The organism is Plantactinospora sonchi (assembly GCF_036422035.1).
Taxonomy (GTDB): domain Bacteria; phylum Actinomycetota; class Actinomycetes; order Mycobacteriales; family Micromonosporaceae; genus Plantactinospora; species Plantactinospora sonchi.
In genome coordinates this window covers 59,256-85,077 of record NZ_JAZGQK010000030.1, presented here as the reverse complement: position 1 = coordinate 85,077, position 25,822 = coordinate 59,256, and the positions used below count along the sequence as shown (strand labels likewise).

Annotated in this window: 28 protein-coding genes and 2 tRNA genes; 21 read left to right on the top strand and 9 right to left on the bottom strand. The window is 71.1% G+C overall.

Annotated features, from left to right (window positions below):
• Positions 1-268 precede the first annotated feature (268 nt).
• The gene (gene fusA, locus V1633_RS29740; protein WP_331217599.1) at positions 269-2,389 is read left to right on the top strand and encodes an elongation factor G; all 2,121 of its coding nucleotides are present in this window, start codon (positions 269-271) and stop codon (positions 2,387-2,389) included.
• Between the two features lie 198 nt (positions 2,390-2,587).
• Here fusA and V1633_RS29735 read toward each other — a convergent pair whose 3' ends face one another.
• The 3 genes from V1633_RS29735 to V1633_RS29725 all read right to left on the bottom strand — a co-directional run bounded on the left by V1633_RS29735 (position 2,588) and on the right by V1633_RS29725 (position 6,318).
• Positions 2,588-3,052 carry an ATP-binding protein gene (locus V1633_RS29735; RefSeq protein WP_331217598.1) on the bottom strand — a complete coding sequence of 155 codons (465 nt, stop codon included), beginning with the start codon at positions 3,050-3,052 and terminating at the stop codon, positions 2,588-2,590.
• Between the two features lie 187 nt (positions 3,053-3,239).
• Positions 3,240-4,655 carry a hypothetical protein gene (locus tag V1633_RS29730; protein ID WP_331217597.1) on the bottom strand — a complete coding sequence of 472 codons (1,416 nt, stop codon included), beginning with the start codon at positions 4,653-4,655 and terminating at the stop codon, positions 3,240-3,242.
• Positions 4,656-4,674: 19 nt separating this feature from the next.
• Positions 4,675-6,318, bottom strand: coding sequence for a S8 family peptidase (locus V1633_RS29725; protein ID WP_331217596.1), 1,644 nt, complete (start codon positions 6,316-6,318; stop codon positions 4,675-4,677).
• A gap of 136 nt (positions 6,319-6,454) precedes the next feature.
• On the opposite strand from V1633_RS29725, the gene V1633_RS29720 reads away from it, so the two are divergent.
• The gene (locus V1633_RS29720) at positions 6,455-6,964 is read left to right on the top strand and encodes a DinB family protein (RefSeq protein ID WP_331217595.1); all 510 of its coding nucleotides are present in this window, start codon (positions 6,455-6,457) and stop codon (positions 6,962-6,964) included.
• Positions 6,965-7,067: 103 nt separating this feature from the next.
• Here V1633_RS29720 and V1633_RS29715 read toward each other — a convergent pair whose 3' ends face one another.
• The 3 genes from V1633_RS29715 to V1633_RS29705 form a co-directional block, all read right to left on the bottom strand.
• Positions 7,068-8,045: an acetylxylan esterase gene (locus tag V1633_RS29715; protein ID WP_331217594.1), complete on the bottom strand. Its 978-nt coding sequence runs from the start codon at positions 8,043-8,045 to the stop codon at positions 7,068-7,070.
• 390 nt (positions 8,046-8,435) lie between these two features.
• On the bottom strand, positions 8,436-9,089 hold the full coding sequence (locus V1633_RS29710; protein ID WP_331217648.1) for a response regulator transcription factor: 654 nt from the start codon (positions 9,087-9,089) through the stop codon (positions 8,436-8,438).
• Positions 9,086-10,273, bottom strand: coding sequence for a sensor histidine kinase (locus V1633_RS29705; RefSeq protein ID WP_331217593.1), 1,188 nt, complete (start codon positions 10,271-10,273; stop codon positions 9,086-9,088). The genes V1633_RS29710 and V1633_RS29705 overlap by 4 nt, the downstream gene beginning before the upstream one ends.
• A gap of 108 nt (positions 10,274-10,381) precedes the next feature.
• On the opposite strand from V1633_RS29705, the gene V1633_RS29700 reads away from it, so the two are divergent.
• The 8 genes from V1633_RS29700 to V1633_RS29665 all read left to right on the top strand — a co-directional run bounded on the left by V1633_RS29700 (position 10,382) and on the right by V1633_RS29665 (position 14,756).
• Positions 10,382-10,801 carry a DUF6069 family protein gene (locus V1633_RS29700; protein ID WP_331217592.1) on the top strand — a complete coding sequence of 140 codons (420 nt, stop codon included), beginning with the start codon at positions 10,382-10,384 and terminating at the stop codon, positions 10,799-10,801.
• Positions 10,798-11,259, top strand: coding sequence for a hypothetical protein (locus V1633_RS29695; protein ID WP_331217591.1), 462 nt, complete (start codon positions 10,798-10,800; stop codon positions 11,257-11,259). Before V1633_RS29700 ends, V1633_RS29695 begins: the two co-directional genes overlap by 4 nt.
• A gap of 81 nt (positions 11,260-11,340) precedes the next feature.
• Positions 11,341-11,649, top strand: coding sequence for a hypothetical protein (locus V1633_RS29690; protein ID WP_331217590.1), 309 nt, complete (start codon positions 11,341-11,343; stop codon positions 11,647-11,649).
• Positions 11,650-11,781: 132 nt separating this feature from the next.
• Positions 11,782-12,333 (top strand): adenylyltransferase/cytidyltransferase family protein, encoded by a 552-nt coding sequence (locus V1633_RS29685; RefSeq protein WP_331217589.1) that lies wholly within the window; start codon positions 11,782-11,784, stop codon positions 12,331-12,333.
• A 64-nt stretch (positions 12,334-12,397) separates the two neighbouring features.
• On the top strand, positions 12,398-12,910 hold the full coding sequence (locus V1633_RS29680) for a GNAT family N-acetyltransferase (RefSeq protein WP_331217588.1): 513 nt from the start codon (positions 12,398-12,400) through the stop codon (positions 12,908-12,910).
• Positions 12,911-12,971: 61 nt separating this feature from the next.
• On the top strand, positions 12,972-13,616 hold the full coding sequence (locus V1633_RS29675) for an SMI1/KNR4 family protein (RefSeq protein ID WP_331217587.1): 645 nt from the start codon (positions 12,972-12,974) through the stop codon (positions 13,614-13,616).
• Positions 13,617-13,748: 132 nt separating this feature from the next.
• Positions 13,749-14,213: a GNAT family N-acetyltransferase gene (locus V1633_RS29670; protein ID WP_331217586.1), complete on the top strand. Its 465-nt coding sequence runs from the start codon at positions 13,749-13,751 to the stop codon at positions 14,211-14,213.
• An 87-nt stretch (positions 14,214-14,300) separates the two neighbouring features.
• Entirely contained in the window at positions 14,301-14,756 is a 456-nt protein-coding gene (locus V1633_RS29665) for a hypothetical protein (protein WP_331217585.1), read from the top strand.
• Here V1633_RS29665 and V1633_RS29660 read toward each other — a convergent pair.
• Positions 14,753-15,238 carry a YfbM family protein gene (locus V1633_RS29660; RefSeq protein WP_331217647.1) on the bottom strand — a complete coding sequence of 162 codons (486 nt, stop codon included), beginning with the start codon at positions 15,236-15,238 and terminating at the stop codon, positions 14,753-14,755. The two genes, V1633_RS29665 and V1633_RS29660, sit on opposite strands and share 4 nt — an antisense overlap.
• On the opposite strand from V1633_RS29660, the gene V1633_RS29655 reads away from it, so the two are divergent.
• The 3 genes from V1633_RS29655 to V1633_RS29645 all read left to right on the top strand — a co-directional run bounded on the left by V1633_RS29655 (position 15,237) and on the right by V1633_RS29645 (position 17,411).
• The gene (locus tag V1633_RS29655) at positions 15,237-15,467 is read left to right on the top strand and encodes a hypothetical protein (protein ID WP_331217584.1); all 231 of its coding nucleotides are present in this window, start codon (positions 15,237-15,239) and stop codon (positions 15,465-15,467) included. The genes V1633_RS29660 and V1633_RS29655 overlap by 2 nt on opposite strands.
• Positions 15,464-16,657 (top strand): ATP-binding protein, encoded by a 1,194-nt coding sequence (locus V1633_RS29650; protein WP_331217583.1) that lies wholly within the window; start codon positions 15,464-15,466, stop codon positions 16,655-16,657. The genes V1633_RS29655 and V1633_RS29650 overlap by 4 nt, the downstream gene beginning before the upstream one ends.
• 505 nt (positions 16,658-17,162) lie before the next feature.
• Positions 17,163-17,411, top strand: coding sequence for a zinc ribbon domain-containing protein (locus tag V1633_RS29645; RefSeq protein WP_331217582.1), 249 nt, complete (start codon positions 17,163-17,165; stop codon positions 17,409-17,411).
• 18 nt (positions 17,412-17,429) lie between these two features.
• Here the strand turns inward: V1633_RS29645 and V1633_RS29640 are convergent, their stop codons facing one another.
• Complete coding sequence (locus V1633_RS29640; protein WP_331217581.1) at positions 17,430-18,329, bottom strand: DUF4184 family protein; 900 nt, start codon at positions 18,327-18,329, stop codon at positions 17,430-17,432.
• Between V1633_RS29640 and V1633_RS29635 the strand changes: the two genes are divergently transcribed.
• From V1633_RS29635 to V1633_RS29625, 3 genes are all read left to right on the top strand, one after another.
• Complete coding sequence (locus tag V1633_RS29635; RefSeq protein WP_331217579.1) at positions 18,328-18,744, top strand: hypothetical protein; 417 nt, start codon at positions 18,328-18,330, stop codon at positions 18,742-18,744. The genes V1633_RS29640 and V1633_RS29635 overlap by 2 nt on opposite strands.
• A 201-nt stretch (positions 18,745-18,945) precedes the next feature.
• Positions 18,946-19,620: a cytidylate kinase family protein gene (locus V1633_RS29630; RefSeq protein WP_331217578.1), complete on the top strand. Its 675-nt coding sequence runs from the start codon at positions 18,946-18,948 to the stop codon at positions 19,618-19,620.
• 471 nt (positions 19,621-20,091) lie between these two features.
• A complete protein-coding gene (locus tag V1633_RS29625) occupies positions 20,092-20,478 on the top strand; it encodes a hypothetical protein (RefSeq protein WP_331217577.1) in 387 nt (128 codons plus the stop codon).
• 319 nt (positions 20,479-20,797) lie between these two features.
• On the opposite strand, the gene V1633_RS29620 is transcribed toward V1633_RS29625, so the two are convergent.
• Positions 20,798-20,871 (bottom strand) — tRNA-Gly (locus V1633_RS29620).
• A 283-nt stretch (positions 20,872-21,154) separates the two neighbouring features.
• Here V1633_RS29620 and V1633_RS29615 point away from each other — a divergent pair.
• The 5 genes from V1633_RS29615 to clpX all read left to right on the top strand — a co-directional run bounded on the left by V1633_RS29615 (position 21,155) and on the right by clpX (position 25,712).
• Positions 21,155-21,228, top strand: a tRNA-Pro gene (locus V1633_RS29615).
• Positions 21,229-21,265: 37 nt separating this feature from the next.
• Positions 21,266-22,702: a trigger factor gene (gene tig / locus V1633_RS29610; RefSeq protein WP_331217576.1), complete on the top strand. Its 1,437-nt coding sequence runs from the start codon at positions 21,266-21,268 to the stop codon at positions 22,700-22,702.
• A 208-nt stretch (positions 22,703-22,910) separates the two neighbouring features.
• The gene (locus tag V1633_RS29605; protein ID WP_331217575.1) at positions 22,911-23,531 is read left to right on the top strand and encodes an ATP-dependent Clp protease proteolytic subunit; all 621 of its coding nucleotides are present in this window, start codon (positions 22,911-22,913) and stop codon (positions 23,529-23,531) included.
• Positions 23,532-23,542: 11 nt separating this feature from the next.
• On the top strand, positions 23,543-24,208 hold the full coding sequence (locus V1633_RS29600; protein WP_331217574.1) for an ATP-dependent Clp protease proteolytic subunit: 666 nt from the start codon (positions 23,543-23,545) through the stop codon (positions 24,206-24,208).
• Between the two features lie 211 nt (positions 24,209-24,419).
• Positions 24,420-25,712 carry an ATP-dependent Clp protease ATP-binding subunit ClpX gene (clpX, locus tag V1633_RS29595; protein ID WP_331217573.1) on the top strand — a complete coding sequence of 431 codons (1,293 nt, stop codon included), beginning with the start codon at positions 24,420-24,422 and terminating at the stop codon, positions 25,710-25,712.
• Positions 25,713-25,822: the final 110 nt, after the last annotated feature.

Below are 25,822 nucleotides of genomic sequence, written 5' to 3'. Positions count from 1 at the left end.
CCCGACTGATCCCTGCGCGGTACCACTCCCGCACCCTCTCGACCGGTCGGTCGGCTGACCCGCCGCGTCCGACCAGGGGTGCGGTACCGGAACCGTCGTCGGGCCGCCCGGCCGAAAGGTTCTCCCGTCAGGGATGACCCCGGCGCGCGGTGACCCGGCCGACGGGTCGACCGCTGTCAGGGACAACCGGCCGGGACCGGCTCAGCTTCGTCGCCAATCGCGCGCCGTCCGTTCTCCCGACGAATCTGACCAGGAAAGGCCACCGGCCGTGCGTACCCCACTGAACCGTAACGTCGTCGACCACCTGACCCGAACCCGCAACCTCGGCATCCTCGCCCACGTCGACGCCGGCAAGACCACCACCACCGAACGGATCCTGTATGTCACCGGCGCCACCTACAAGCGGGGCGAGGTGCACGACGGTACGACCGTCACCGACTTCGACCCCCAGGAGCGCAAGCGTGGCATCACCATCTTCGCCGCCGCCGTCAGCTGCACCTGGGCCGACCACCGGATCAACCTGATCGACACCCCGGGCCACGTCGACTTCGCGGACGAGGTCGAACGGGCGCTGCGGGTACTCGACGGGGCGGTCGCGGTCTTCGACGGGGTCGCCGGCGTGGAGCCGCAGAGCGAGTCGGTGTGGCGACAGGCCGACCGGCACGGCGTACCCCGGATCGCCTTTGTCAACAAGCTGGACCGGGCCGGCGCCGACCTCGACGCCGCGGTCCGGTCGATCCGTGACCGGCTCGGGGTCGTCCCGCTGGTGGTACAGCTGCCGATCGGTCAGGAGGACGGGTTCACCGGCCTGGTCGACCTGGTCGGGATGCGGTCGCTGGTCTGGGTCGACGGGCAGGAGACCTACCGGGAGGGTCCGGTGCCGGAGGAGTCGCGTGCGGAGGCGCTGCGGCGACGCCGGATGCTGGAGGAAACCGTCGCCGAGCTGCATCCGGGCGCGTTGGAGGAGTTCTGCGACCGGGGCGAGGTCAGCACGCCGACGCTGGTCGCGGCGCTGCGCGAGGTGACCCGTACCGGTGCCGGCGTGGTGGTGCTCGGCGGCTCGGCGTACCGCAACCGGGGCATCGAGCCGCTGCTCGACGCGGTGGTCGCGTACCTGCCGTCGCCGCTGGACGTGCCGGCGGTGCGGGGCACCTGGCAGGGCGCCGAACTCCGGCGCGACGCGGATCCGGAGGCGCCGTTCGCCGGTCTGGTGTTCAAGGTCAACTCGACCGCGACCGGGCGGTTGACGTACGTACGGGTGTATTCGGGAACGATTCGGAAGGGGGACACGGTGCGGGACGCCGGCACGGGACGTACCGAACGGATCGCCCGGATCCTGCACGTCCAGGCCGACCGGCACACCGAGCTGGACCGGGCGGTGGCCGGGGACATCGTCGCGGTGGTCGGGCCGAAGGTCGCCCGGACCGGAGCGACGCTCTGCGCCCCGGACGCGCCGCTGGTGCTCGAACCACCGACCGTCGCCGAGCCGGTGGTGTCGGTGGCGGTCGAGGCCCGACGCAACTCCGACACCGAACGGCTGGCCTCGGCGCTGGCCCGGCTGGTGGAGGAGGACCCGTCGCTGGTCTCGCGGACCGACCGGGAGACCGGGCAGACCGTGCTCTCCGGCCTCGGTGAGCTGCATCTGGAGGTGGCGGTGGAGAAGCTCCGCCGGGACCACGGACTGGAGGTGACCGTCGGGCGACCGCAGGTGGCGTACCGGGAGACCGTGGTACGCGGGGTCTCCGGCCTGCTGTACCGGCACGTCAAGCAGGAGGGCGGCGCCGGCCAGTACGCGCACGTCGTCCTCGACGTGGCGCCGCTGGCGGCTGACGCCGACGGTGCCGGCGACGGTCCGGAACTCGACGGCGCGGCCGGTTCGGGCTTCGTGTTCGACTCGACCGTCGTCGGCGGCCGGGTGCCGAAGGAGTACGTCCGGGCGGTGGAGGCCGGATGCCGGGACGCGTTGGCCGAGGGGCCGCTCGGTGGTCATCCGGTGATCGGTCTGCGGGTCACCCTGACCGACGGGGCCACCCACTCCAAGGACTCCTCGGAGCTGGCGTTCCGGACGGCGGGTCGACTCGCGCTGCGGGAGGCGCTGCGGGCCGGCGAACTGGCGCTGCTGGAGCCGGTTGTCGAGGTCACGGTCACCGTGCCGGAGGACGCGGTCGGCGCCGTACTCGGTGATCTGTCCGCGCGGCGCGGTCGGGTGGTCGGTTCGACCACCCGGTCCGGCACCGTGGTGGTCACCGCGAGTGTGCCGCTGGCCGAGCTCTTCGGTTACGCGACCCGGCTGCGCAGCCGAACCCAGGGTCGGGGGACCTTCACCACCCGGCCCACCGGGTACGCCCCGGTTCCGGTGGCGCTCGCCGCCGGGCTCACCGCCCGGTAGCGCGAGCAGGGCGGCGGCGTGAGCCGGCCGCCGCACGCTGACCCCGCCCACCCCCGGTGGGCGGGGTCAGCCCTGCGTCACGTCGCCGACAGCCGGTCGGTGTCGGACAACCGGACTCGGGGCCGGTCGGCTGTTCGCCGGCTGTGGTCAGCGCAGGTCGGCTCTGGACGGGGCCGGTCGGCTGTTCGCCGGTCGTGGTCAGGGTCGGTCGGGGCGCGTGGCGGGCACCCCGGACACCGGGAGAGCCATCGCGAGCCGTACCCGCACCCCGTCGAGGTCGCTGTCGACCTCCATCGAGTCGGCGAGTTGCCTGGCGAGCCAGAGGCCCATGCCGCCGTTGGCCGAGGGCTGGGGGCGGGCGTGCGGGATCGGCGGCGCGGCGGAGAGACCCGGTCCGTTGTCGCGGACCTCGCACACCAGCTCCCGGTCGCGCCACAGCCGCAGCTCACCCCGGCCGCCGCCGTGCCGGACAGCGTTGGTCATCGCTTCGTTGATCGCGGTGACGAAGTCGTCGAGCCGGTCGCCGTGCAGCCCGTGGCCGTCGAGGCATCGGGTCAGCTGCTGTCGGACAGGGGTGATCTGGTCCGCGTCGAACTGGATGTGGAGCAGCGTGGGACCGGGCTGGGCGTCCGTCCGTTGATCTTCCAACGGACCGTCCGACATGGCGCCTCCAAGGGTCGCCGGGGCGAGGTATCCCGGACGGTACCCAGCGCTGGCCTCGCCAACCATAATCGGACCGCTCAAGGACCCGCGGGCTGTCCGACGCGACCGCCGACCTGGATGAATTGAGAATGAATAATCAGTTTTCAGATGGTAGATCCGTTCGTGCCGGGCCGCGATGTGCCGGCGGTCACACCGTACACAACGCGTTGAGCAGTGCGTACCCGACCTGGGGGCTGCTCACGTCGCTGTGGGAACGGATGAAGGTGTCCGCCCGGAGGTTGTGGACCCGGCCGGGTCGGAAGGCGTACCCCCCGCCGACCTCCTGGAGATCACCTGCGGGCTGGAAGACCTCCGGCGTCTTGAGCGCGCCGTTGCGGCCCAGTCCGCCGTACGGGTCGTTCGCGTCACCCACCCCGGCCCCGGCCTGCCGGGCCAGCCGGGAGGCGAGGGCGTACGCCAGGCCGACCGCCCGGTCGTTGACCGTGTGCGTGATCACCAGTGGGCCGGTCATCCGACCGCTGGTCAGAAGGGGACGGAACAGCCCGTGGTGGCCCCGCCCGTCGAAGTCGACCGCGAAACCGTGATGGCTGAACGCCGCCTGCAGCAGGGTGACGGAGTGCACCGCCAGGTGCTTCGCCCCGGCCGCGGCGAGCGCCCGGGCGCCGAAGGAGTGCCCGGCCAGGTGCAGCCGGGCGCCGGGCGCGACCCCGGCCAACCCGGCCAACAGGGTGGCGACGCCGCCGGCGCCCACCTTCCCGGCCCGGTCCTTCATCGTGTAGTACGAGGTCACGTTCAGCAGGTCACGGGCGCGCCGCACCGCCCCGTCAAGATCGAGTCCAACGGCTCCGCCGAGGTCCGACGCCGCCACCGCGCCGGGGGTGAACCCGGCCGTCGCTCCGCCGAGGTCCGGCTCCGCCGGTCGCCCGACGCCGGGCCGGGCGGAGCTGGACGGTGCCGGACCGCCGAGGTCGGAGACCGCCGCGCCACCGGGGCGCTCCGGCAGGCCGGGGTCGAACTCCGGGCCGCCCGCCTCGGCGAAGACCCGGTCCGGTTCGCCGTGACGCAGGGCCGCCGGCGGCGGGTCCTCGTCCACGGTCATGATCCCCGGGTCCGGCGCGGCGGGCGGGGGCGGCAACTGTTCGCGGAGCGTGTCGAGGAACTCGCGCCGGGCCTCGGACGAGTCGGCCAACCTTGGCACGAGGCGGATGAGCCGGGCGGCCCGTCCCGGGTCCTCGATCCGCGTCCCGATCTCCTCGGCCAGCGCGGCGGCCTCGGCACCGAACCCGGTCCCGTCGCCGAAACCGGCGCCGCCCCCGGCAACCGGATCGTCGTCGGTCCAGCGGATCGACGGCCAGAGCACGCCGATCACCGCCAGCGACCGGGTGGCCGCGGCGGGTACCGCCGGCCGTACCGCCGCCAGGTGGTCGGTGAGTCGCGCGTAGAGCCTGCGCGCCTGCGGAATGTCGTTGTTCCAGCCGTGGCAGAGCACGAGCAGGTCGGTGGTACCCGGCCGGGCGGCCAGCTCCAGTGCGGCCCGCCGTTGGCCGTCGTCGTGGATCGCCCCGGTGGACTCCAGCTCCACCTCGACGTACGGGAACTGCATCCGTCTCCCCCCGTCCCGCTCAGACGGACTGGAGGGCGCGCATCGCGTCCACCAGCCCGTGTCCCTGGAAGGCCCGGTCCCGGCCGAGGCAGGTCGCCGACTCCAGCAGCGCCCGCTTGACCCGGTCCGGGCGTCCGACGAACTCCTGGTGCACCGACATGAACGCGGCGGCGACCCCGGAAACGTGCGGCGCCGCCATCGACGTGCCGGAGTTCTCCACGTACGTCGCCCCGGGAACCCCGGCGAGTGCCCGCTCCAGCAGTTGACCGGCGCCGGCGCTGACCACCCGTTCGCCCGGTGCCACCAGGTCCGGCTTGGCCCGACCGTCCCCGGTGGGTCCCTTCGAGGAGAAGTACGAGACACCCGAGGCGTGTGGCCGGCAGGAGGTGGCGCCGACGGTGATGGCCAGTTCCGCGTTGCCCGGGTCGTTGATCGTCAGGTCGAAGGCGGTACGCATCCGCCGACCGCCGGCGTCGATGACGTAGCCGTAACCGGTGTTGCCGGCCGCTGCCACGACCACCACCCCGGACTGCACCAGCCGGTCCACCTCGCGGCAGATCGGACTGAGCCCGGTGGCGAACCAGGTCGGATCGAACGGATAGCCGACCGACAGGTTGACCCCGTGGACCAGCAGCTCCCGGCCGTTGTCGTTGAGTTCCTGGATGTACTCCAGGGCGGCCAGCACCGCGGCCATGTCCCCGGAGCCGTCGTCCCGCAGCACCTTGCAGGAGAGGAGTCGGCAGCGGGGTGCCATCCCGCTGATCTCGCGGAGTGAGAGCCGTTCGCAGCGGGTGTCGTCGGCGTCCGGCTGATACCAGGTGGCGGCGGTCAGCGGCGGCTCGGAGTCGGCCACCGCCTGCTCGCCGGCCAGGATCCCGGCCACGTGGGTGCCGTGGCCGGCCCGGTCGGCGAGCGCGTCGGCGTCACTGTCGCCGACGAAGCTCCGGTGGGCCAGCGGCGCGGCCAGGTCCAGGTTGCCGTGCCGGGCGAAATGCGCGTGGTCGGCGTTGACGCCGGAGTCGAGCACCGCCCAGACGATGTTCTGGCCGTACGCGTTGAAGGCGCGGTGCACCGCCTGACACTTGGTGGTCACCACGGTGCGGTGGATCAGGGGCTGGACCTCGAAGTTCGGCCAGATCCGGTGGATCGCCGACCTCGGCGCCCGGCCACTCTCCACCGACAGGGGCGGCGTCGCGGCGGCCCCGTCGACCGACTGCCCGCCGGTGCCCGGGTCGGCCACCTCGGCCTCCACCAGGGCCTGCTCCCGGGCGGTCTCCTCGGCGTCCGCGATGTCGGCGGCCACCAGGGCACGGATCTGCGCGGCGGTGAGCGCGCTGCTCAGGTACGAGCCGATCGGCCAGACCGGTGGCTGGGGGCCGGCGACCCGGGTGATCAGCTCGCGGATCCGGGCCTGCGCGCCGGACACACCCCCGGGGTACCGGATCCGCAGTTCGACCACCACGCCGATCGGCTCGTCCCCGGATTCGGCCATCCGGTCCTGCAGCGGTCGGGCGATGACCGAGTCGGTGACCAGGCTGGGCGAGGTGGGTACCGGGGAGAGCGGATCGGGCCGGTCGCCGCCGTACGCGTTCCGTCGGGCCGACCCGAACTCGGCCGGCAGCGGTCCCGCCGGCCGGGCCGGGTCGGTGCTGTCGTCGTTCATCGATTCCTCCGCTGACATCATGGCCATCGTTGCGCCGTGGTGGGGGGCAGGGAAGCGGTGGACGTGGATCTGACAGTCACCGGTCGGAGCGGGTAGCCTGCGTCCCCGGGCAGGTCAGGCACAGGGAGCGAAGCCGATGAGTGTCGACGAGCGGGTGGGTCCGCCGAGTTTCGGTAGCGAACGTGAGACGCTCCGTGCCTTCCTCGACTACCACCGCGCCACCCTGGCGATGAAGTGCGCCGGGCTCAGTGACGAGGAGCTGCGGCGGACGTCGATGCCGCCCTCCACGCTCTCCCTGCTCGGTCTGGTCCGACACATGGCCGAGGTGGAGCGCGCCTGGTTCCGTCGGACCTTCGAGGACCACGAGGCGCCGATGGTCTGGTCGGACACGATCGACTTCCAGGCCGCGTACGACGCGAGCGGGTCGACCCGGGCGGAGGCGTTCGCCGCCTGGGAGGCGGAGGTCGAGAACTCGCGTCGGATCGAGCGGGCGGCGGAGTCGCTGGATGTCGCCGGCTACCAGCCCCGATGGGGCGAGCAGGTGTCACTGCGGATGGTGCTGGTGCACGTCCTGCTGGAGTACGGCCGGCACAACGGCCACGCGGACCTCCTGCGGGAGGGTGTCGACGGCAGCGTCGGCGCCTGACCCCCCGGCGGCCGGTTCGAGGCCACCGCGTCGAGCGGTGCGGGTACGGCCGGTCGCCGGCCAGGGGTACGCCGGGCGGGCGGCACCCCTGGCCGGCGCCGGATCAGCCGAGTACGCGGCGCAGCAGTTCGACCTGGCGGGGGAACTGCCACCCCGCGCCACCCTCGTGCCCGTTGTACGGCCACACCGTGATGTCCTTGTCCGTTGCCGCGTAGTGGTTGTACGCGGCGAAGACGGTCGACGGCGGGCAGACGGCGTCCATCAGCGCGACGGAGAAGAGCGTCGGGGCGGTGGCCCGGGTGGCGAAGTTGACCCCGTCGAAGTAGCCCAGCGTGCGGAACGCCGCGTCGACGTCGCCCCGGTGCGTCTTCAGGTACGTCACCAGCTCCTGGTACGGCATCGCGTCGGTGATCTCGGTGGCCCGCCGGTAGTGGCAGAGGAACGGCACGTCGGGCAGTACGGCGGCGAGTCCGTCGACCAGCCCGGCGACCGCGAGGGTGATCCCGCCGCCCTGGCTGGCGCCGGTCACCACCACCCGGTCGGGGTCCACCCTCGGATGTTCCCGGGCGGCGTCGACGGCCCGGACCGCGTCGGTGAAGACCCGCCGGTAGTAGTAGCTCTGCGGGTCGGTGAGCCCCCGGGTCATGAAGCCGGGGGTGTGCGGCAGACCGACCGGGTCGGGGTCGGGGGTGTCGCCGACGAAGTAGCCGTTGCTGCCCTGGCCCCGGGTGTCCATCACCAGGTGGGCGTAGCCGGCCGCGCCCCAGGTCAGCCACTCGTGGGGCAGGCCGCGGCCACCGCCGTACCCGATGTAGGTGACCACGCAGGGCAGCCGGCCGTCCAGGTGCGCCGGGATCAGGAACCAGCCGCGTACCGGCTGGCCGGCGAAGCCGGAGAAGGTGACGTCGTACACCTCCATTGTGGAGAGCCGGGCGTCGTACGGCTCGAACAGGGCCGGCGTGCCGACCTCACGCGCCTGTTGCACCGTGTCGGCCCAGAATTCGTCGAAGTCAGCCGGTTCGTCCCGGTCCGGCAGGTAGTCGCGCAACCGTTCCAGTGGCCAGTCGACAAGCATGTCCATTCCCTTTCCCTGGCAGCCCGGCGTTGCCACCCGGCGCTGCCCCTCGATATCGCCGACAGACGTCACCGGACGGGGGTCGGTGCCGGCCAACACCCTTCCGGTGCGTTAGTTGATCAACCTACGACGTCGACTGCCCAGCGTACGGTGTCGGGCGGACGCCGGAACCCCTGCTTTCCGGCCGATCGGTGGGGCAGGAACACCCAACGGCACTGGCAGCGGCACCGGCAGCACCCGGCCGAGCCGCCGCCCCTGACGGTGCGGACGGCGTGGGTGCCGCCCCCGACGGTGCGGACGGCGAGGTGCCGCCCTGGTCGGGCCGGCCCACCGTCCGCACCCGGGGCGCGACCGGGCGGAGCGCCGGCCACCCCGGGCCCCGCCGGGCGAGCGCGATCAGATCAGTCCGGCGTCGTGGGCGAGCATCGCGACCTGCGTACGGTTGCCGAGGTCGAGTTTGCTCAGGATGTGCGTGAGGTGCGCCTTCACCGTCGCCACGGTCATCGTCAACTCGGCGGCGATCTCCGCGTTCGTCCGCCCCCGCGCCACCGCCAGCACGACGTCACGTTCCCGGGGGCTCAACGCCGCCAGCGACGACCGGGCCCGTTCGTACGCGTCGGTGCTGGTGGTCACCCGCTCCATGAGCCGTCGGGTGATCGCCGGCGAGAGGATCGGTTCGCCGGCCGCGACCCGGTGGACCGCGTCGACGATCCGGTCCGGTGGGGTGTCCTTGAGCAGGAAGCCGCTCGCCCCGGCACGCAGCGCACGGACCACGTGGTCGTCGGTGTCGAAGGTCGTCAGCACCACGACCTCGGGCGGGTGGGGCCGGGCGCGCAGCCGCCGGGTCGCCACGATCCCGTTGACCCGGGGCATCCGGATGTCCATCAGCACCACGTCCACCCCGTACCGGTCGATGGCCGCCGGCACCTCGTCGCCGTCGGCCAGCGCCGCGACCAGGGAGATTCCCGGGGCTCCGTCCAGCATCATGGTCAGCGCCGCCCGGACGAGCGGATCGTCGTCGACGAGGAGGACGCGTACCGGCCGGCTCAGGTCCGCCACGGCAACTCCACGTGCAGGTGGAACGCACCGGTCGCGTCGACCGCGTGGTCGAGCCGGCCGCCGGCCAGGCTCACCCGCTCGGTCAACCCGAGCAGTCCGAGCCCGGCGCCGGGCAGGTCGGCGTCCGACGGCTCGGCGTCCGGTGGATCGGGCGTGAGCGGATTGCGTACGTCGACGGTCAGCGTTCCGTCCGGCTCCCCGGCCAACGTCACCGCCACCGGCTGTCCCACGGCGTGCTTGCGGGCGTTGGTGAGGGCCTCCTGGACGACCCGGTACGCCGTCCGCCCGGTCACCGCGGTCATCTCGACCGGCAGCCCGATCCGGTCCTCGAGGTCGACCACCAGACCGGCCCCGCGCGCCTCTCCGACCAGCCGCGGTACGTCGTCCAGCGTCGGGCCGGGACCGTCCGGCCCGGTGTCGGCGGGATCCTGTCGGAGCAGCGTTATCACCTCGCGGAGTTCGTCCAGCGCCTGGTGTACGCCGGTGCGGATGACCCCGGCCGCCGCCGAGAGCCGCTCCGGCGCCGAGTCGGGGCGGTACTCCAGGGCGCCCGCGTAGACGGCGAGCAGCGACAGCCGGTGCGCCAGCACGTCGTGCATCTCCCGGGCGAGCCGGGTCCGCTCGGCCAGCCGGGCCTCGATGACCCGGCGCCCCTGCTCGGCCTCGGCCCGGCGGGCCCGTTCGCGCAGCGAGATCACCAGCGCCGCGCGGGCCTGGCCCCAGGTGCCCCAACCGAGCAGCGCGGCGTAGGCCAGCAACGTCAGCAGCAGCAGCCAGCCGTACGGCAGACCGGGAGCCGGCTGCCACCAGCCCTGTACGGCGTGCCCGACCACCCCGGCGACGGAGACCGCGACGGCCGGGACGAACGGTCGTCGCCGGGCCACGTGGAACGCCGCGAACGTGGCCGCCGGCGTCGCCACCGGTGACACCGCCGCCAGCACGCTCAGCGCGAGCCCGCCGACGACCGGTCGGATCAGCGCCACGGGAACCAGCGCGCAGCCGGCCACCGCGGTCACCACGTCCAGCCAGACGGGGCCGGCCGCTCCCGAGGCGAGCCGGCCCCAGGTGGAGGCGCCGACGAGCAGACCGATCGTGCCGGTGGCGGCGACCGCGATCGACCACGACGGTCCTCGGGCCGCCTGCCGAGGCGGACAGTCCACGCCGGTCAGGGCCATGTGACCAGGCTAGATGTGGCTGTGGACCTTGACCACCGACCAAAGTCGTACGGCCGGGGGCGTCCGGTCCGATGTGCCAGGCGGGGTCCGCTGCCGAGACTCGACGGCATGACAGAGATCAGTGTTTCCCGCACAGGGGCCGCCACCGGGGTACGCCGGACCGGGGTGGTCGTCGCGACGGTGGTCGCGGCCGAGGCCGTCTTCTTCACGCTGGACGGGCTGGCCGGTGTCGACCTGGCGGTACGTACCGGTGACACGGTCGCCGCCGTCGGCGCCGGTGCGGTGGCGGCGGCCGCCGGGGTCGCGGCGCTGGTCGGCTGGGGCCTGCTGGCGCTCCTGGAGCGGATCACCGCGCGGGCCCGGCGGATTTGGACCGTCGTCGCGGTGGTGGTGCTGGTCGGATCGCTGCTCGGCCCGCTCGGCGGCGTCGACCCGGCCGCCCGCCTCGGACTGGTCGCGTTGCACCTGGTCTGTGCCGGCGTGCTCATCGTCGGCCTGCCCCGGGCCGGTCGGCGGGGGCGACGATGACAACGTCGACGCTGACCGTACGGAAGCGGCGCGGCGCCTACGTCCTGGCCGGTCATCCGTCCGCCCTGCGGACCGGTGTCTCGATGTGGCGTGGCGAGATCAGTACCGCCGCCGGCAGTTTCGAGGTGACCAGCACCGACCGCCACCGGCTCGGCGCGGTGGCCCGGGTCGCCGGTCGTCCGGTCGTCCAACTGCATCCGGGCGAGTCCCGGGTGCCCGGCCCCGGGGGACCCGCCCACTGGTCACCGGGTCGCTGTTCCGGCGTCCTCACCCGTGGGGCGAACCGGATCGGGGTGTCCCAGGCCGGGTGGCCGGGCGCACCGGTCCGGGTCGAGGTCACCGGTACCTGGGCGGAACTGGACCTGGTCGTGCTGAGTGCCTGTTTCGCGGTGCTGAGCCGCCGCCGCAGGCGGACCTTCACCATCATGGCGATCGTCGGCGCCATCGGACACCACTGACCGGCGGCCCTTCCGACCGGCAGCCCAGGCGGAGGAGGTCGGCACCACCGGGCATGGACAGCCGTGTCTACCGTCGATTCCGTGGGCACCTTCTGGATCGTGCTGGCGATGGTGACGGTGGTGGTGCTGGGGACCGGCGCGGCGGCCATCGTGGCCGTCCGTCGGCGGGATTCCCGGCTGACCCCGAGGGAACGCGCCCAGCGTGCGGCGCGGCAACTGCGCCGGGAGCAGCGGAACCGTCGTGGACAACGGGCGCGCGGCACCGGCGACCACTTCGGGAAAACAAAGATCAAAAAGTACGGCGACGAGCACCGTCACGCGGACGGCGGCGCCGACGACGGCAGCCCGTCCTATTCGGACAGCGGCGGTGGTGGCTCGTCCTCCGACTGACCGGCCTGCTGTCGTCGTCGGCCCGGGGCTGATCCGGGTCCTCGTCCTCAGGTGCACACGACGGGTGCGGACATCGCTACGCTCGGAGCCTGACGCAGCACATCGACGACTCGTGATCGAGGTGGTCGGCCCGTGACGGAGCAGCGGCGCTACGGCATCGTCCTGGGACGCTTCCAGCCGGTGCATCTCGGCCACCTCGAATACCTGCAGGCGGCGAAGCGGCGGTGCGGCCGACTTGTCATCGGCATCACCAATCCGGACCTGTCCGAACTCGGCACCACCGCCGAGGACCCGGGGCGGTCCGCCGGCCGCAACAACCCGTTCACCTACCACCAACGGACGACGATGCTGGAGGTCACCTGCCTCGACGCCGGCTGGGCATACGACGACCTGCGCATCGTTCCGGCACCGATCAACCAGCTGGACCGGCTGTCCCAGTACCTTCCCCCGCCCGACGAGGCGACCTTCTTCGTCACGATCTACGACGAGTGGGGAGAGAGCAAGAAGCGTGGTCTGGCGGCGCTCGGATATCCGGTCGAGACGCTGTGGCGGCGCACCATGGACGAGCGGCTGACCACCGGCACCGAGATCAGAGCCGCGTTGCGGGCCGGCTCGTCCGAGTGGAAGCGGTACGTCTCACCCGGCGTCGTCCCGCTGCTCGAAACCTACCGTCGGGACATCTGAGCCCCCCGTCCGGAGAACGGTCGTGTGCCGGTGCCGCACCGACCAGGGTTGTTACGGTGACACGATGCCCGAACTCCGGCGGCTCGACGCCCGGTACGCCTCCGCGTTGCTCGACTTCGAGCGGCAGAACCGCGGCTACTTCGCGCGCTCGGTGCCGGACCGGGGTGACGACTACTTCACCGGATTCGCCGCCCGGCACGCCGCGCTGCTCGCCGAACAGGCCGCCGGCGGCTGCCACTTCCACGTACTGGTGGACGACGACGGCAGTGTGCTCGCCCGGTTCAACCTGGTCGACGTCGTCGACGGCAGCGCCGAGCTGGGCTACCGGGTGGCCGAACGGGCGTCCGGGCGGGGCGTGGCGAAGGACGGCGTACGACGCGTCTGCGAGCTGGCCCGGGACGCGTACGGACTGCACCGGCTCTTCGCCTCGGTCACGCTCGACAATCCGGCGTCGCTCGCGGTGCTCCGGCACACCGGGTTCACCCCGCTCGACGAGGTGGTGCTCGACGGACGTGCCGGCCTGCGACACGTCCGCGAGCTGACCGCCGGGGAGGTGCCGGTCGGTCCCGCCTGTTGACCGGGACCCGCACGGCGGATGGTGGGCCGAGATTGTCATGGTGTGCCCCTACGCTGGCCCGGTGCAGTCGATCAACTGGCCTGAGATCCGGGAACGTCTGCTCCGGATGACACCGCCGGAGGACCACACCTGGGGGGATCCTGAGGCACCGCTGACCTCGGCGGAGCTGGACGAGCTGCAGCATCAGATCGGTGTCGAACTGCCGACCGACTACCAGCGGTTCCTCCGCCATGTCGGACGCGGGGGGCCCGGGCCGTTCTTCGGGATCCTCCCGGTCCGCAAGGTGGAGGGCCGCTGGGTCTGGTGCGGTGACCGGTACCAGTACAGTCCGGTCCACCTGGCCGAGCCGTTCCCGTTGCGGGTTTCGGACTGGCGCGTCCAGGCGGACCTGGAGACCGAATATCCCGACTGGTTCTCGTTCGCCCGGCAGGCCAACTACGAGGACGCGGTGCAGGCGTGGCATGACCGGGAGCTCGACGTGGTGTTCGACCCCCGGCGCACGTACGGCGCGATCCCGATCTGCGACGAAGGCTGTGGTCTGCGGGAATGGCTCGTCGTCACCGGCCCTGAACGTGGGCACATCTGGCTCGACCACCGGGTCGACGGGCGCGGCCTGACACCGGCCTGGCTGCCGCACCACCGGCGGGTCACCTTCGGACAGTGGTACCTCGACTGGCTCGAAACGTGCGAGGCAGCGCAGCGCTGACCCACGATCCGGCGGCGCGTACCCGCCGGCAACCACCACGGTGCCACCCCGCCGCGCCCGTCCGCGCCGCGGTGTTGGGTGGGCGAAACGCGTGGCCCCTGCCAGCCTCGACAGCCGGTTAGCCTGCCAGACATGACCGTGACCCTGCGCGAGATCACCGCCGAGAACCGTCAAGCCGTCCTCGGCCTGCGGGTCGCACCGGGGCAGGAACGTTTTGTCAGCTCGGTGCCGGACTCACTGGCCGAGGCCGCCCAGTATCCACAGGCCCGGCCCTGGTACCGCGCCGTCTACGCCGGGGAGGAACCGGTCGGCTTCGTCATGCTGAGCTGGAACGTGGAACCGCAGCCGCCCGAGATCCTCGGCCCGTGGTTCCTGTGGAAACTGCTGATCGACGAACGGCACCAGGGACGCGGCTACGGGCAGCAGGCGGTACGGCAGGTTGTCGACCTCGTCCGGGCGGAGGGGGCGACGGAACTGCTGACGAGTTACGTACCGGAGGAGGGCGGGCCGGCCGACTTCTACCGGCGTCTCGGGTTCACCCCGTCCGGCGGATACGACGACCACGGCGAGCTTGTCGTGCGTCTCGTACTCGGCTGAGCTGTCCGCCACGTCCACCCGTCGCCCGGCGGAAACGCTCGCCGGCCGGTCCGGTACCGGCAGACCAACGTACGAGGGAAGGGCACCTTGTCCGCCATCGCGTCGCTGACCCTGCTCCACCGGAGCAGCATCCCTGAACTGGCCCGGCTGGCGCGCACGTCACCGTCGTTGTTCCACGGGTACCTCGCCGAGCACGGACGCGAGCCACAGGAGCGCTACGACTGGTCCGGCTACTGCATGCTGCGCGTCGTGACCTATCTCGACGAGCGCGGGGTGAACCTGGAGTCGTCGGAGTTCACCGCCGAGTCAGCGGCGATCAGCGAGGCGTACGGGCTGAGCATCCTGATCACGTCGGCGGACGAGGAACTCGTGCACCGGCTCGATCCGGCCGGCCATGCCGCGGCGGAACTGGCGGCCCACTTCGCGGAGCTGGGGCTCGAGTTCGAGGAGAGCGGCCAGGCCGGGCTGGACGGGCTCACACTGCTGCGGGACAGCATCGCCCAACTCCGCGACGACGAGGTGCTGTTGCTGCACATCGGCTAGTCACGCCAGCAGATGACCGCGTGACCGTCCCGCGCGGCGGCGGCGAAGAACTCCTGCGCGCGGGGCAGGTGACCGGTGACCCAGTCCAGCTCGCCGGGTCGGTCCCAGACGGCCGGATAGATGTCCGCCCGGTCCAGATCCGCCTGCTCGACGCCCCGGACGAGGTCCTCCTCGGTGAGCTGTGCGAGTTCGGACGCGGCGACGGCCACCTGCTTCGGCGGAAGGACGAGGGGCGGCCCGTAACCCCAGTCGACGTCCAGCCCGGCGGGCAGGTCGACGAGCAGTTCGGCGCCGTACACGAGGGGAACGCCGAAGCCCCGTCGACTGAGCAGGAAGTCGAGGGCGTGCCAGGCCTTGTCGGTGCTGCACAGCCGCCAGGCCTCGTCCTCCCAGGCCGACCTGGCCAGGGTGAACGCCCAGTCCGGATCCTCCCTGGCCTTGGCCCACTCCGTCGGTGTCACCCGCAGCCAGTGTCCGTTCATGCTCACGCCGGCAGCCTATCGGCGTTGGCGAGACAGGCCGGGGCACCGGCCGACCGGCTCCGACGGGTCCGAGCGGGCTGTCGCGCGCGGCGTCGATGTGGTGACGAGCGCCGGAATTCGATCGAATTCCGTCCGGGTCGCCGCGAGAATCGTCGGCATGGCCATGGTCACGGTGATCGAAGCCGAGGCAGGCACGTGGTACGGGCCGGACGCGGCGGTCGGCTGGTGACGGACGACCTGACGCGGATGCTGTGGGTGTACGGACCGCCCGGAGTCGGCAAGACCACGGTCGCCTGGGAGATCTACGCCGCACTGGCGACCTCGGGTGACGACGTCGGCTACGTCGACATCGACCAGTTGGGGATGTGTTTTCCCGAGCCGGCGGGCGATCCGGGACGCTACCGGTTGGCGGCGGAGAACCTCGGCGCGGTGGTTGCCGGCTACCGGGCGGCCGGCGCCCGTGCCGTCGTGGTGTCCGGGGTGGTCGATCCGGCCCGCGGTGCACCCGTCGACCTGATTCCGGATGTCGTGGTGACCATGTGCCGGCTGCGCGCGGACGCCGACGTGCTGACCGGGCGGCTCGTCGCCCGCCTCGGCAACCACGACACGGTACCGCAGGCGTTGGCCGAGGCCGAGGCCCTGGACGCCAACAACGTCGGTGACCTGTGCGTCGACACCACCGGCCTGCCGGTGGACCAGGTCGTCCGGTTGGTGGAGGAGCGGACGGCGGGCTGGACGGACAGGGCACCTTCGGCGGCTCCAGGCACCGCGGCCGAGCCGCGCACCGGGGCCGATGCCACCGAGGGGCCGATCCTGTGGCTGTGCGGGGCGTCTGGCGTCGGAAAGTCCACCGTCGGCTTCCATCTCTATCTGCGGCACGTGCTGGGCAGGGGAATCCCCGGCGCCTTCGTCGACCTCGACCAGATCGGTTTCTACCGGCCGGCATCGTCCGACATCCGCGTCGACCACGGGATGAGGGCACGGATCCTGGCGGCCCTGTGGCGAAACTTCCGCGCGGCCGGTGCGCGGTGCCTCACCGTGGTCGGCCCGGCCGAGAGCAGTGCGGCGATCAGCACGTACGCCCAGGCGATGCCGGCGGCCACCGTCACGGCGTGTCGGCTGCATGCCGAACCTGACGAACTGACCCGCCGGATCATGCTGCGCGGAGAGGGCGGCAGTTGGGCACAGCCGGGCGATCCGCTCAAGGGGCAGCCCGCCGTACACCTGTCGTCCGTCGCCGAGCGGGCCGTGGCGGACGCGGCCCTGCTGGACCGCGCCGCCGTCGGCGACGTACGCGTCGACGCCGGTCAGCGTACGGTCGAAGAGGTCGCCGCCGCGGTCATCGCCGAGACGGGCTGGCCGACCGTACGGCCGGCGCAAGGCCGGCCGGGCGGCGGAGATCGCCGCCAAGGTGCGTAAGGTCGGCGGTGGGTGATGGTCTCCGGGATGTCCGAGAGCCGCTGACGCGGCCGCGTTGATCTGAGGTTCGTGGTCGCCGCGACGGACGGTGGCATGTCGGCGGGCCACGGGCCGGAGCCACCGGGGAAATGCCAGCGACACCGTCTCCGGCCTCCCACTACCGTCACCAGGGTGGAGCCAGACCACCGGCACGAGCAGGCATCTCCGCCTCGTCCCAGGGGCGTCCGTCGCCGCTGCCCGGAGTGCCGTGGCGCGGCCCGGCTGCCCGGCATGGTGAAGACCACCGGCATGGGCAAGGGCATGGGAAGTGTTTACGGACCGTGCCCGACCTGCGACGGCGTGGGCTACCTTGCTGACGACGACGTGGCAGACTGACCATGCCCAGCAGCGCTGACGTGAGCGTCCCGCATCGCCCTTCGGGGCTAGCTAGCGGTCATCGGGGTATCACCGTGGCAGGGTCCGGCGACACCACACCGGACGCGACCCAGGCGAACAGGGGTACCGCATGTTTCTGATCTTCGGTCTGCGCACCAAGTCGGAGCGGCTGGGGCTGGTCCCGATGGCCTGCCAGGTCTGCGGGCAGCCCGGCAGCATGTTACTGGTCCGCGAGACCACCCGGTTCAGTCTCTTCTTCGTACCGCTGTTCCGGGTCCGGACGAAGCACCGGCTCTACTGCACCAACCCACTCTGCGGTGCCCGTACCGACATCGGAGCGGGCGAGGCGCGCCGGCTGCTCGCCGGAGCGCCACGCTGACCGGTTGACCGCCGACGCTTACGACCTCGGCACCTTTTTCCGGCTCGTCGGTCGTCGCTGCGGCGGTTGGGTGACACGGGGGCCACGGCTCGCCGCGACGGTCAGCGACGCGACGAGTAGGCCGGCACCGACCGCGCACAGCAGGCGTACCCCGGTGGTGTGCGCGAGCGACGCCGCAGGCAGGAAGGGGGTCGCCGCTGCCAACGGCAGTGTCACGCCGCCAGCGACGGCCCAGAACAGGACGGGCCGCGTCGGCCGCGACGGCGGCTCGCCGTGGTACTGGCGCAGCAACCGCCGCCGGCCGATCCGCACGGCGATGGCCAGCAAGCCGGCGCCGCCCAGTACGTGCATGACGTACTCGGTCGCGGGAAGGCCGACTTCGACCCGGTCCAGGGCGAGGTGGCTGGCGGCGCCGAGCAGCGCCGAACACACGGTGATCGGCCACCGATGTCGACTCTGCCCGAGCGCGCCGTAGTCGGGAAGGGCGAGCGGGCCTCCGCCCGGGAGGTGGCTCGCGAGTACCGGCGCCGCGCGACGGATCAGCCAGGTCCCGACCAGCGTGACTGGCAGGCACCATCCCACGAGTCCCGGCACTTGGTGGGAAAACGGCCAGACCGGCAGGCCGGAGCCGTCGAACAGGTATGCCAGGTCCGGCGCCATCGATCCGACAACCAGTGCGACACCGTCGAACCAGCGCGGCCGCCACAACTTCAGCGGCAACACGGCGGCGGGGTGGGACGGGAAGGTCAGGGGCACCCCGGAACCGTAGCGACCACCTGTGAAGACCGGGTGCTGTCGTTGTGGAGGTGCTGGGACGGGCGCGGCCGTCGTGGCGGCTCCGGCTGTGGGTGGCGCGTACGGGCGGCGGCAGGGCCTCAGGTGGAACCGGGCACGACTGCCGGCGGTCCAACCTGACATGCGCGTGGTCGTCTTCCTCGGTTCTGTCCTGTTGGGGCTGCTCGTCGGCGCCCTCATACTGCGTTCCGGCTGGGAGCTGCCGGTGCGCGCCTCCTGCTCAGGCGACATGTGCACGTCGCGGTCGTGGGGCGAGGTCGACTGGGAACGCGTCAACTGGGAACTGAAGCCGACCAGGATCGCCTGCTTCGAGGCCAACCCGACCGACCACGACGTCCTGATCGGGCCCGGCGACGAATGCGTACGGTCCCGTGGCGACGTCATCGAACATCAGGCCACCTACGAAGAACTACGTGACGAGATCCAGCAACGGCGCATCCGGGCACTCGCGTTCGCCGGCGCCGCGATCGCGCTGCCACCGATCCTCGTCGCGGTGTGGTGGCGGGTTCGCCGTAGGCCGGCACCCAGCGCACGCTGACTCCAGGCTTCCCCACCCTGATCGCGGCAGGACCGGTCACGCGGTAGAGGGCGACCAGCGGCGGCATGACGGTCCGCTCGCGCCGCGACCGTAGCGCCACGCCAACCTCGCTGACTCGGGGGAGTGGTGGGCGCGAAAAGGCTGGCGGGCATAGGGTCGGCTCGACCCGGTGACCTTCGCGAGACCAGGACGGGGCAGAACATGGGCCACAGCACCCGCGACGAGGTGCTCGGCCGCCTGGCTGAGGCAGTCGGGTCCGTCACAGTCGCACACCCGACGCGGGTCGCCATCGACGGACCGCCCGCCGCCGGCAAGACCACGCTCGCCGACGAACTGGCCGTCGTCTTGCGCACACAGGGCCGCGACGTCATCCGCGCGACGGTCGACGATTTCCTCTTTCCCCGGGCGCGGCGCTACCCACGCGGCGAGTACTCGGCCGAAGGCTGCTACTTCGACACCCACGACCACGAGGCGCTGAACCGGGTCCTGCTCGATCCGCTCGGCCCGGGCGGGCATCGACGCTTCCAACACGCGGTCTACGACCGGACCGCGGACACCGTGCTGTCCCCGCCGGTCGCGACCGCCCCCGCCGAGGCCGTGCTGGTCTTCGACGGTGTCTTCCTGATGCGCCCGGAACTGATTGATCGGTGGGATCTGCGTGTCTTCGTGTCGACCACGCTCGAGAAGACCGTGGATCGAGCCGTGATCCGGGAGCGCCGGGTGTCATCTCGAACCGAAATCGAACGGCGCTGGCGCGAGCGTTACATCCCCTCCCAACAGTTCTACTTCGATAAGGTCCGCCCGACCGACCACGTCGACATCATCGTGCACAACGACGAGCCCCAGCAGCCGGTCTGGGAGGCCCGAACACACTGAGGAATTCCGCCCAACGGGTTGACCACTGACCGTCGTCATGTGGGTGTGGGTAAGAAACGGGCCGGTCGCAGGCTTGATCCGGCCTCCTGACTGGCCCTCATGCAGTGGACGGGGGCTGGGTTTTGACGATGACTCCTGTGGTGCGGGTCTGGCTACGGTGTTGGCTTCCGGGGTGTCGGGTTGGGGTCGGCCGGTGCAGGCGCGGGGGTGCCCGCGCTGGTGACGACAGGTAGGAGGCTGCGGTGGAGATGGTCGAGCAGCTTGTTTCCCGGACGGATGCCGCCTTCCAGCGGTGGTTGGCGTCGGTCACCGACGACGTCGTCGCCGACGGGGTGGTCATGTACTGCCGGGAATCCCTGCTGGAGCGCAACACGACCTACGGGATCGGTGAGTGGCTCCCGGGCTACCTCATGATCGGCCAAGAAGGCGATCGGGGGATTCTTTATCAGGTGCGACGGTGGCGGGGGCCCGGTGTTTTGGGCCGACCTGGGCGGTCTCGGCGAAGTCGACCTCGCTGTCGTCGCCCCCGGGTTCGAGGTGTGGCTGCGTTCCGGTTTCGCCCTGCCCCCCGACCCGCAGCCGGACCTGCCGCCAACCGCCGACGTCTATGTGGACAAGCTTCCGGTCGATGCGGTTCAGCTGCTGGCACGGGCAAGGAAGCTGCTGGGTGTGGATTGGCGGTTCGGGGATCTCAAGGGCCTGCTCGCCGTCCAACCGTTCCTGGCGGCGAGGTCAGCTCGGCTGTGCGCGCTGCGTCGCGACCTGGAACACGCCCCCGAGTTGCGGCCGTACCTGTTCTACGCCACCGACCACGGCCTGGAAGCGGTATGGCCGACCGACAGCCCAGAAAGCCGGTGACCTCGGCACAGGTTCAGGTATCGAACGTTGCTGTGCCTACCAGTGACGGCACGTCCACTGGGCCCGCCGCGCTGGCCGGAGGCCACCAGCAGGCCGAGTGCGGGCGGGCCTGCGGCGCTTGCGCGGCGCACTGAGAGCCCCGGACATCCGATCATGACGTCTGTGCATGTTGCGCCGGGCACCCGGCACGAGATCCAGGGCCAGCTGCGTACCGGCCCGCGTCGGCTAATGGCCCGTGAATGGCACGCAAGATCGATCAGGGCCGGAAACAGAACGGCCCAGGTTCGGCGAGTGTGCCGCTGACCTGGGCCGGAACAGTTGGAGCGGGCGACGGGAATCGAACCCGCACCGTCAGTTTGGAAGACTGAAGCTCTGCCATTGAGCTACGCCCGCGCTCGTCCCGGTCGCCCGGGACGCGACCGATAGCCTAACCGGTCACCCCGGCAGGTGGGTACCGGGCATGCCGGTACCGACGCCGAGCGGCCCTCCCGGCGACCGTCGGACCGGCTCGCCGCCGCCCCGGACGGTCCGCGACCAGCCAAGATCAGATTTCCGGTACGGCGACTCGCGCGTCCCCCGTACGGCAGGATCTAGCTGGATCGGGACGACACGGAGGGGCCGGGCGGAGACCGGGCGGGCGCGACCCGGACGTGGAGGCATACACTCTTCCACGCCACGGGGTGTGGCGCAGCTTGGTAGCGCACTCGCTTTGGGAGCGAGGGGCCGTGGGTTCAAATCCCGCCACCCCGACTGTCGTCCGCTGGCGCGGCGTGAGCATGCCCACCCCGTGCCTCCGGGCAGCCACGCCGGCTCGCCTACACTCGATGGGCTGAATCCGGCCCAGAATCAAGATCGAGATCCGTCAAGGAGTACGCCTGTGAAGAGCACCGTCGAGACTTTGAGCCCGACGCGCGTGCGGCTCGCCATCGAGGTGCCGTTCGTCGAGCTCGAGCCGAGCCTCAAGAAGGCGTACCGGGAGATCGCCTCGCAGGTCAACGTGCCCGGCTTCCGGCGCGGCAAGGTGCCGTCGGCGGTCATCGACCAGCGGGTCGGCCGTGGCACGGTGCTGAACGAGGCCGTTCAGGACGCCATTCCGGAGAACATTCTCGCCGCGGTCCGCGAGCACGACGTGAAGACGCTGGGCCGGCCCGAGGTGGAGATCACCGAGTTCACCGACGGCGACGCGCTGAAGTTCACCGCCGAGGTCGACGTACGCCCCGAACTGACCCTGCCCGACCTCGCCACCATCGAGGTGACCGTCGACGAGCTGCAGATCGACGACAGCGAGATCGACGCCCAGGTCAGCAACCTGCGGGAGCGGTTCGCCACGCTGAAGACGGTCGAGCGGGCCGCCCAGGAGGGCGACTACGTGCAGATCGACCTGGCGGCGACGGTCGACGGCGAGGAGGTGCCGGGCGGCTCGGCCACCAACATCTCCCACGAGGTCGGCAGCAAGCAGCTCCTGCCCGGGCTGGACGAGGTCCTGGTCGGTCTCTCCGCCGGCGAGTCGAAGACCTTCGTGACCCAGCTGGTCGGCGGGGACTTCGCCGGCCGGGACGCCGACGTGGCGGTGACGGTGCGGACCGTCAAGGAGAAGGAACTGCCCGCGCTCGACGACGAGTTCGCCCAGCTGGCGAGCGAGTTCGACACCCTCGACGAGCTCCGTGGCGACGTGCGGGAGCGGATCACCCGGTCGAAGAAGGTCGAGCAGATCTACGCCGCCCGTGACCGCGTCCTGGAGCAGCTGGTCGCGGCCGCCGACGTCCCGGCGCCGGAGGGTGTCGTCCGCGAGGAGGTCGAGCACCGCAAGCAGGCGATGGTCGACCAGCTGGAGCGGATCGGCGCCTCCCTCGAGGAGTACCTCGCGGCCGAGGAGAAGACCGAGGAGCAGATCGACACCGAGCTGACCGAGGCGGCCACCCAGGGCGTCAGGATCCAGCTGCTGCTCGACACCCTGGCGGACGCCGAGGAGGTGCAGGTCACCGACGACGAGTTCGGTCACGAGATCGTGCACCGGGCCCAGCACGCCGGGGTGGCCCCGCAGCAGTACTACGACCAGCTGGTCCGTTCCGGCACCGCCGGGGCGATCTTCGGTGACGTTCGCCGCGGCAAGGCCCTGGCGCTGGTGATGGAGCGGGTCAAGATCACCGACGCGGCCGGCGCCCAGATCAGCCTGGACGAGATCCGGGCGGCCAGCGCCGACGCCCACGATCACGCGCACTGACCCCGAGATCGACTCGGATGGTCGGGTACGGTCCCTGCCGGCCCGTACCCGACCACCGAGCCTCGCGGGCGTACCCCTGGCGCGGCAACTGCGCTGATAGCGAACAGTGCCCGGACCGGGGCGTTCCGGCCCCGGTCAGCGGTTAGTGTCGGGCCTAAGACGGCACGGAGAGCGAAGGGCTGCCATGACTGGTTCAGACTTCTCAGCTATGCCCATGCGGGTGCTCGAAGCCCGCGGTGGGGACGCGTTCGGTGGCAACCTCGACGACTCGGTCTACAACCGCCTGCTCAAGGAACGGATCATCTTCCTGGGCAGCGAGGTGACCGACCAGGTCGCCAACCGCATCTGCGCACAGCTGCTGCTGCTCGCGGCGGAGGACCCCGACCGCGACATCAACCTGTGGATCAACTCGCCGGGTGGCTCGGTCTACTCCGGCATGGCGATCTACGACACCATGCAGTTCATCGACAACGACGTTTCCACCGTCGCGATGGGCATGGCGGCCTCCATGGGCCAGCTGCTGCTCTGCGCCGGTACGAAGGGCAAGCGGTACGCGCTGCCGCACGCCCGGATCATGATGCACCAGCCCTCCGGCGGCATGGGTGGTACGGCGTCCGACATCGCCATCCAGGCGGAGCAGATGCTCTACACCAAGCGGATGTTCCAGGAGCGGGTGGCTCACCACACCGGCCAGGACCAGGCGCAGATCGAGGCCGACTCGGACCGTGACCGCTGGTTCACCGCGAACGAGGCCAAGGACTACGGCTTCATCGACAAGGTGATCACCGGAGCCGCTCAGGTTCCGGAAGGCGCCGGGACCCTGAACTGAGGAGCTTGACGATGACCGACCCGACCCTGCTGTCGTCCGGCTTCCAGCCGGTGCACAACCGGTACGTCCTCCCCTCCTTCGTCGAGCGCACGTCGTACGGCGTCAAGGAGTCGAACCCGTACAACAAGCTCTTCGAGGACCGGATCATCTTCCTCGGCGTGCAGGTGGACGACGCGTCGGCCAACGACGTGATGGCCCAGCTGCTGACGTTGGAGGGCACCGACCCGGACCGCGACATCATCATGTACATCAACTCGCCCGGTGGCTCGTTCACGGCCATGACGGCGATCTACGACACCATGCAGTACGTCCGGCCGGACATCCAGACCGTCTGCCTCGGACAGGCGGCCAGTGCCGCCGCGGTGCTCCTCGCCGCCGGCACGCCCGGCAAGCGGATGGCACTGCCGAACTCCCGGATCATCATCCACCAGCCGGCCACCGAGGGCGGCTACGGGCAGGGCTCGGACATCGAGATCCAGGCCCGGGAGATCCTCCGGATGCGGACCCAGCTGGAGGAGATGCTCTCGCGGCACTCCAACCAGCCGATCGAGCGGGTCCGTCGGGACATCGACCGTGACAAGTTCATGACGGCCGAGGAATCCCGCGAGTACGGGCTGGTCGACACCATCCTGACCAGCCGTAAGAAGGGCCTGCTCGCGGCCAACTCGGCGAGCTGATCTACCCGGGTCAGGGGCCGGTCGAGCGTCATCCACGACGGCCGGCCCCTGACACACCCGTTTTGGGGGTCGGAGAAACCTCGCGCAGCGGGTAACGTCGGTTCTGCACCGCCCACCGCCGGTCGGAACCGGCCGGCAAGGAACCGACGGGGCGTACCGTACGCAGGCCAGGGCCGTTCAGGGCTGGCCGATGAGCGCAGGGAGAACGTAGGTGGCACGGATCGGCGACGGCGGCGACCTACTCAAATGCTCGTTCTGCGGCAAGTCGCAGAAGCAGGTCAAGAAGCTCATCGCGGGCCCCGGGGTCTACATCTGTGACGAGTGCATAGACCTCTGCAACGAGATCATCGAAGAGGAGTTGGCCGAGTCCGGCGAGGTGAAGTGGGAAGAGCTTCCCAAGCCGATGGAGATCTGCCAGTTCCTCGACCAGTACGTCGTGGGGCAGGACCAGGCCAAGAAAGCTCTCTCGGTCGCGGTATACAACCACTACAAGCGGATCCAGGCGGAGTCCGCCGGCGGTCCCGGCTCCGGTGACGCGGTCGAGCTGGCCAAGTCCAACATTCTGCTGATCGGCCCCACCGGGTGCGGCAAGACACATCTCGCGCAGACCCTGGCCCGGATGCTCAACGTCCCGTTCGCCATCGCGGACGCGACCGCGTTGACCGAGGCCGGCTATGTCGGCGAGGACGTCGAGAACATCCTGCTGAAGCTGATCCAGGCCGCCGACTATGACATCAAGCGGGCCGAGACCGGGATCATCTACATCGACGAGGTCGACAAGATCGCCCGCAAGTCGGAGAACCCGTCGATCACCCGGGACGTTTCCGGCGAGGGTGTGCAGCAGGCACTGCTCAAGATCCTGGAAGGCACCGTGGCGAACGTGCCGCCGCAGGGCGGTCGTAAGCACCCGCACCAGGAGTTCATCCAGATCGACACCACCAACGTGCTGTTCATCTGTGGTGGGGCGTTCGCCGGGCTGGACCAGATCATCGAGGCCCGGACGGGGCAGGGTGGGCTCGGGTTCGGCGCCCACCTGCGTTCGATCTCGGAGCGGTCGACCGACGACATCTTCAGCCAGGTGATGCCGGAGGACATGCTGAAGTTCGGCCTGATCCCCGAGTTCATCGGCCGGCTCCCGGTGATCACCAACGTCCGGAGCCTCAACCGGGAAGCCCTGGTTCGGATCCTCACCGAGCCACGCAACGCCCTGGTCCGGCAGTACCAACGCCTCTTCGAACTCGACGGCGTCGAGCTGGAGTTCGAGCCGGCCGCGCTGGAGGCGATCGCCGACCAGGCGATGCTGCGGGGCACCGGTGCCCGAGGGCTTCGGGCCATCCTCGAGGAGGTCCTGCTCTCGGTCATGTACGAGGTCCCCAGCAACCCGAACGCGGCACGGGTCCTGATCACCCGGGGCGTGGTCCTGGAGAACGTCAACCCGACGATCGTGCCGCGTGAGTTCACCGGCCGCCGGGCCCGCCGCGACCGTGAGGAGAAGTCGGCCTGACCGGACGCCGCGCCGTCCAGAGGTCTGAACGGCCCGCCACCGGCTCTCCGGCGGCGGGCCGCGGTCATGGACAGCCTGGCCGGCTCCACGCCGTCGCCGTAGGCTCTGGG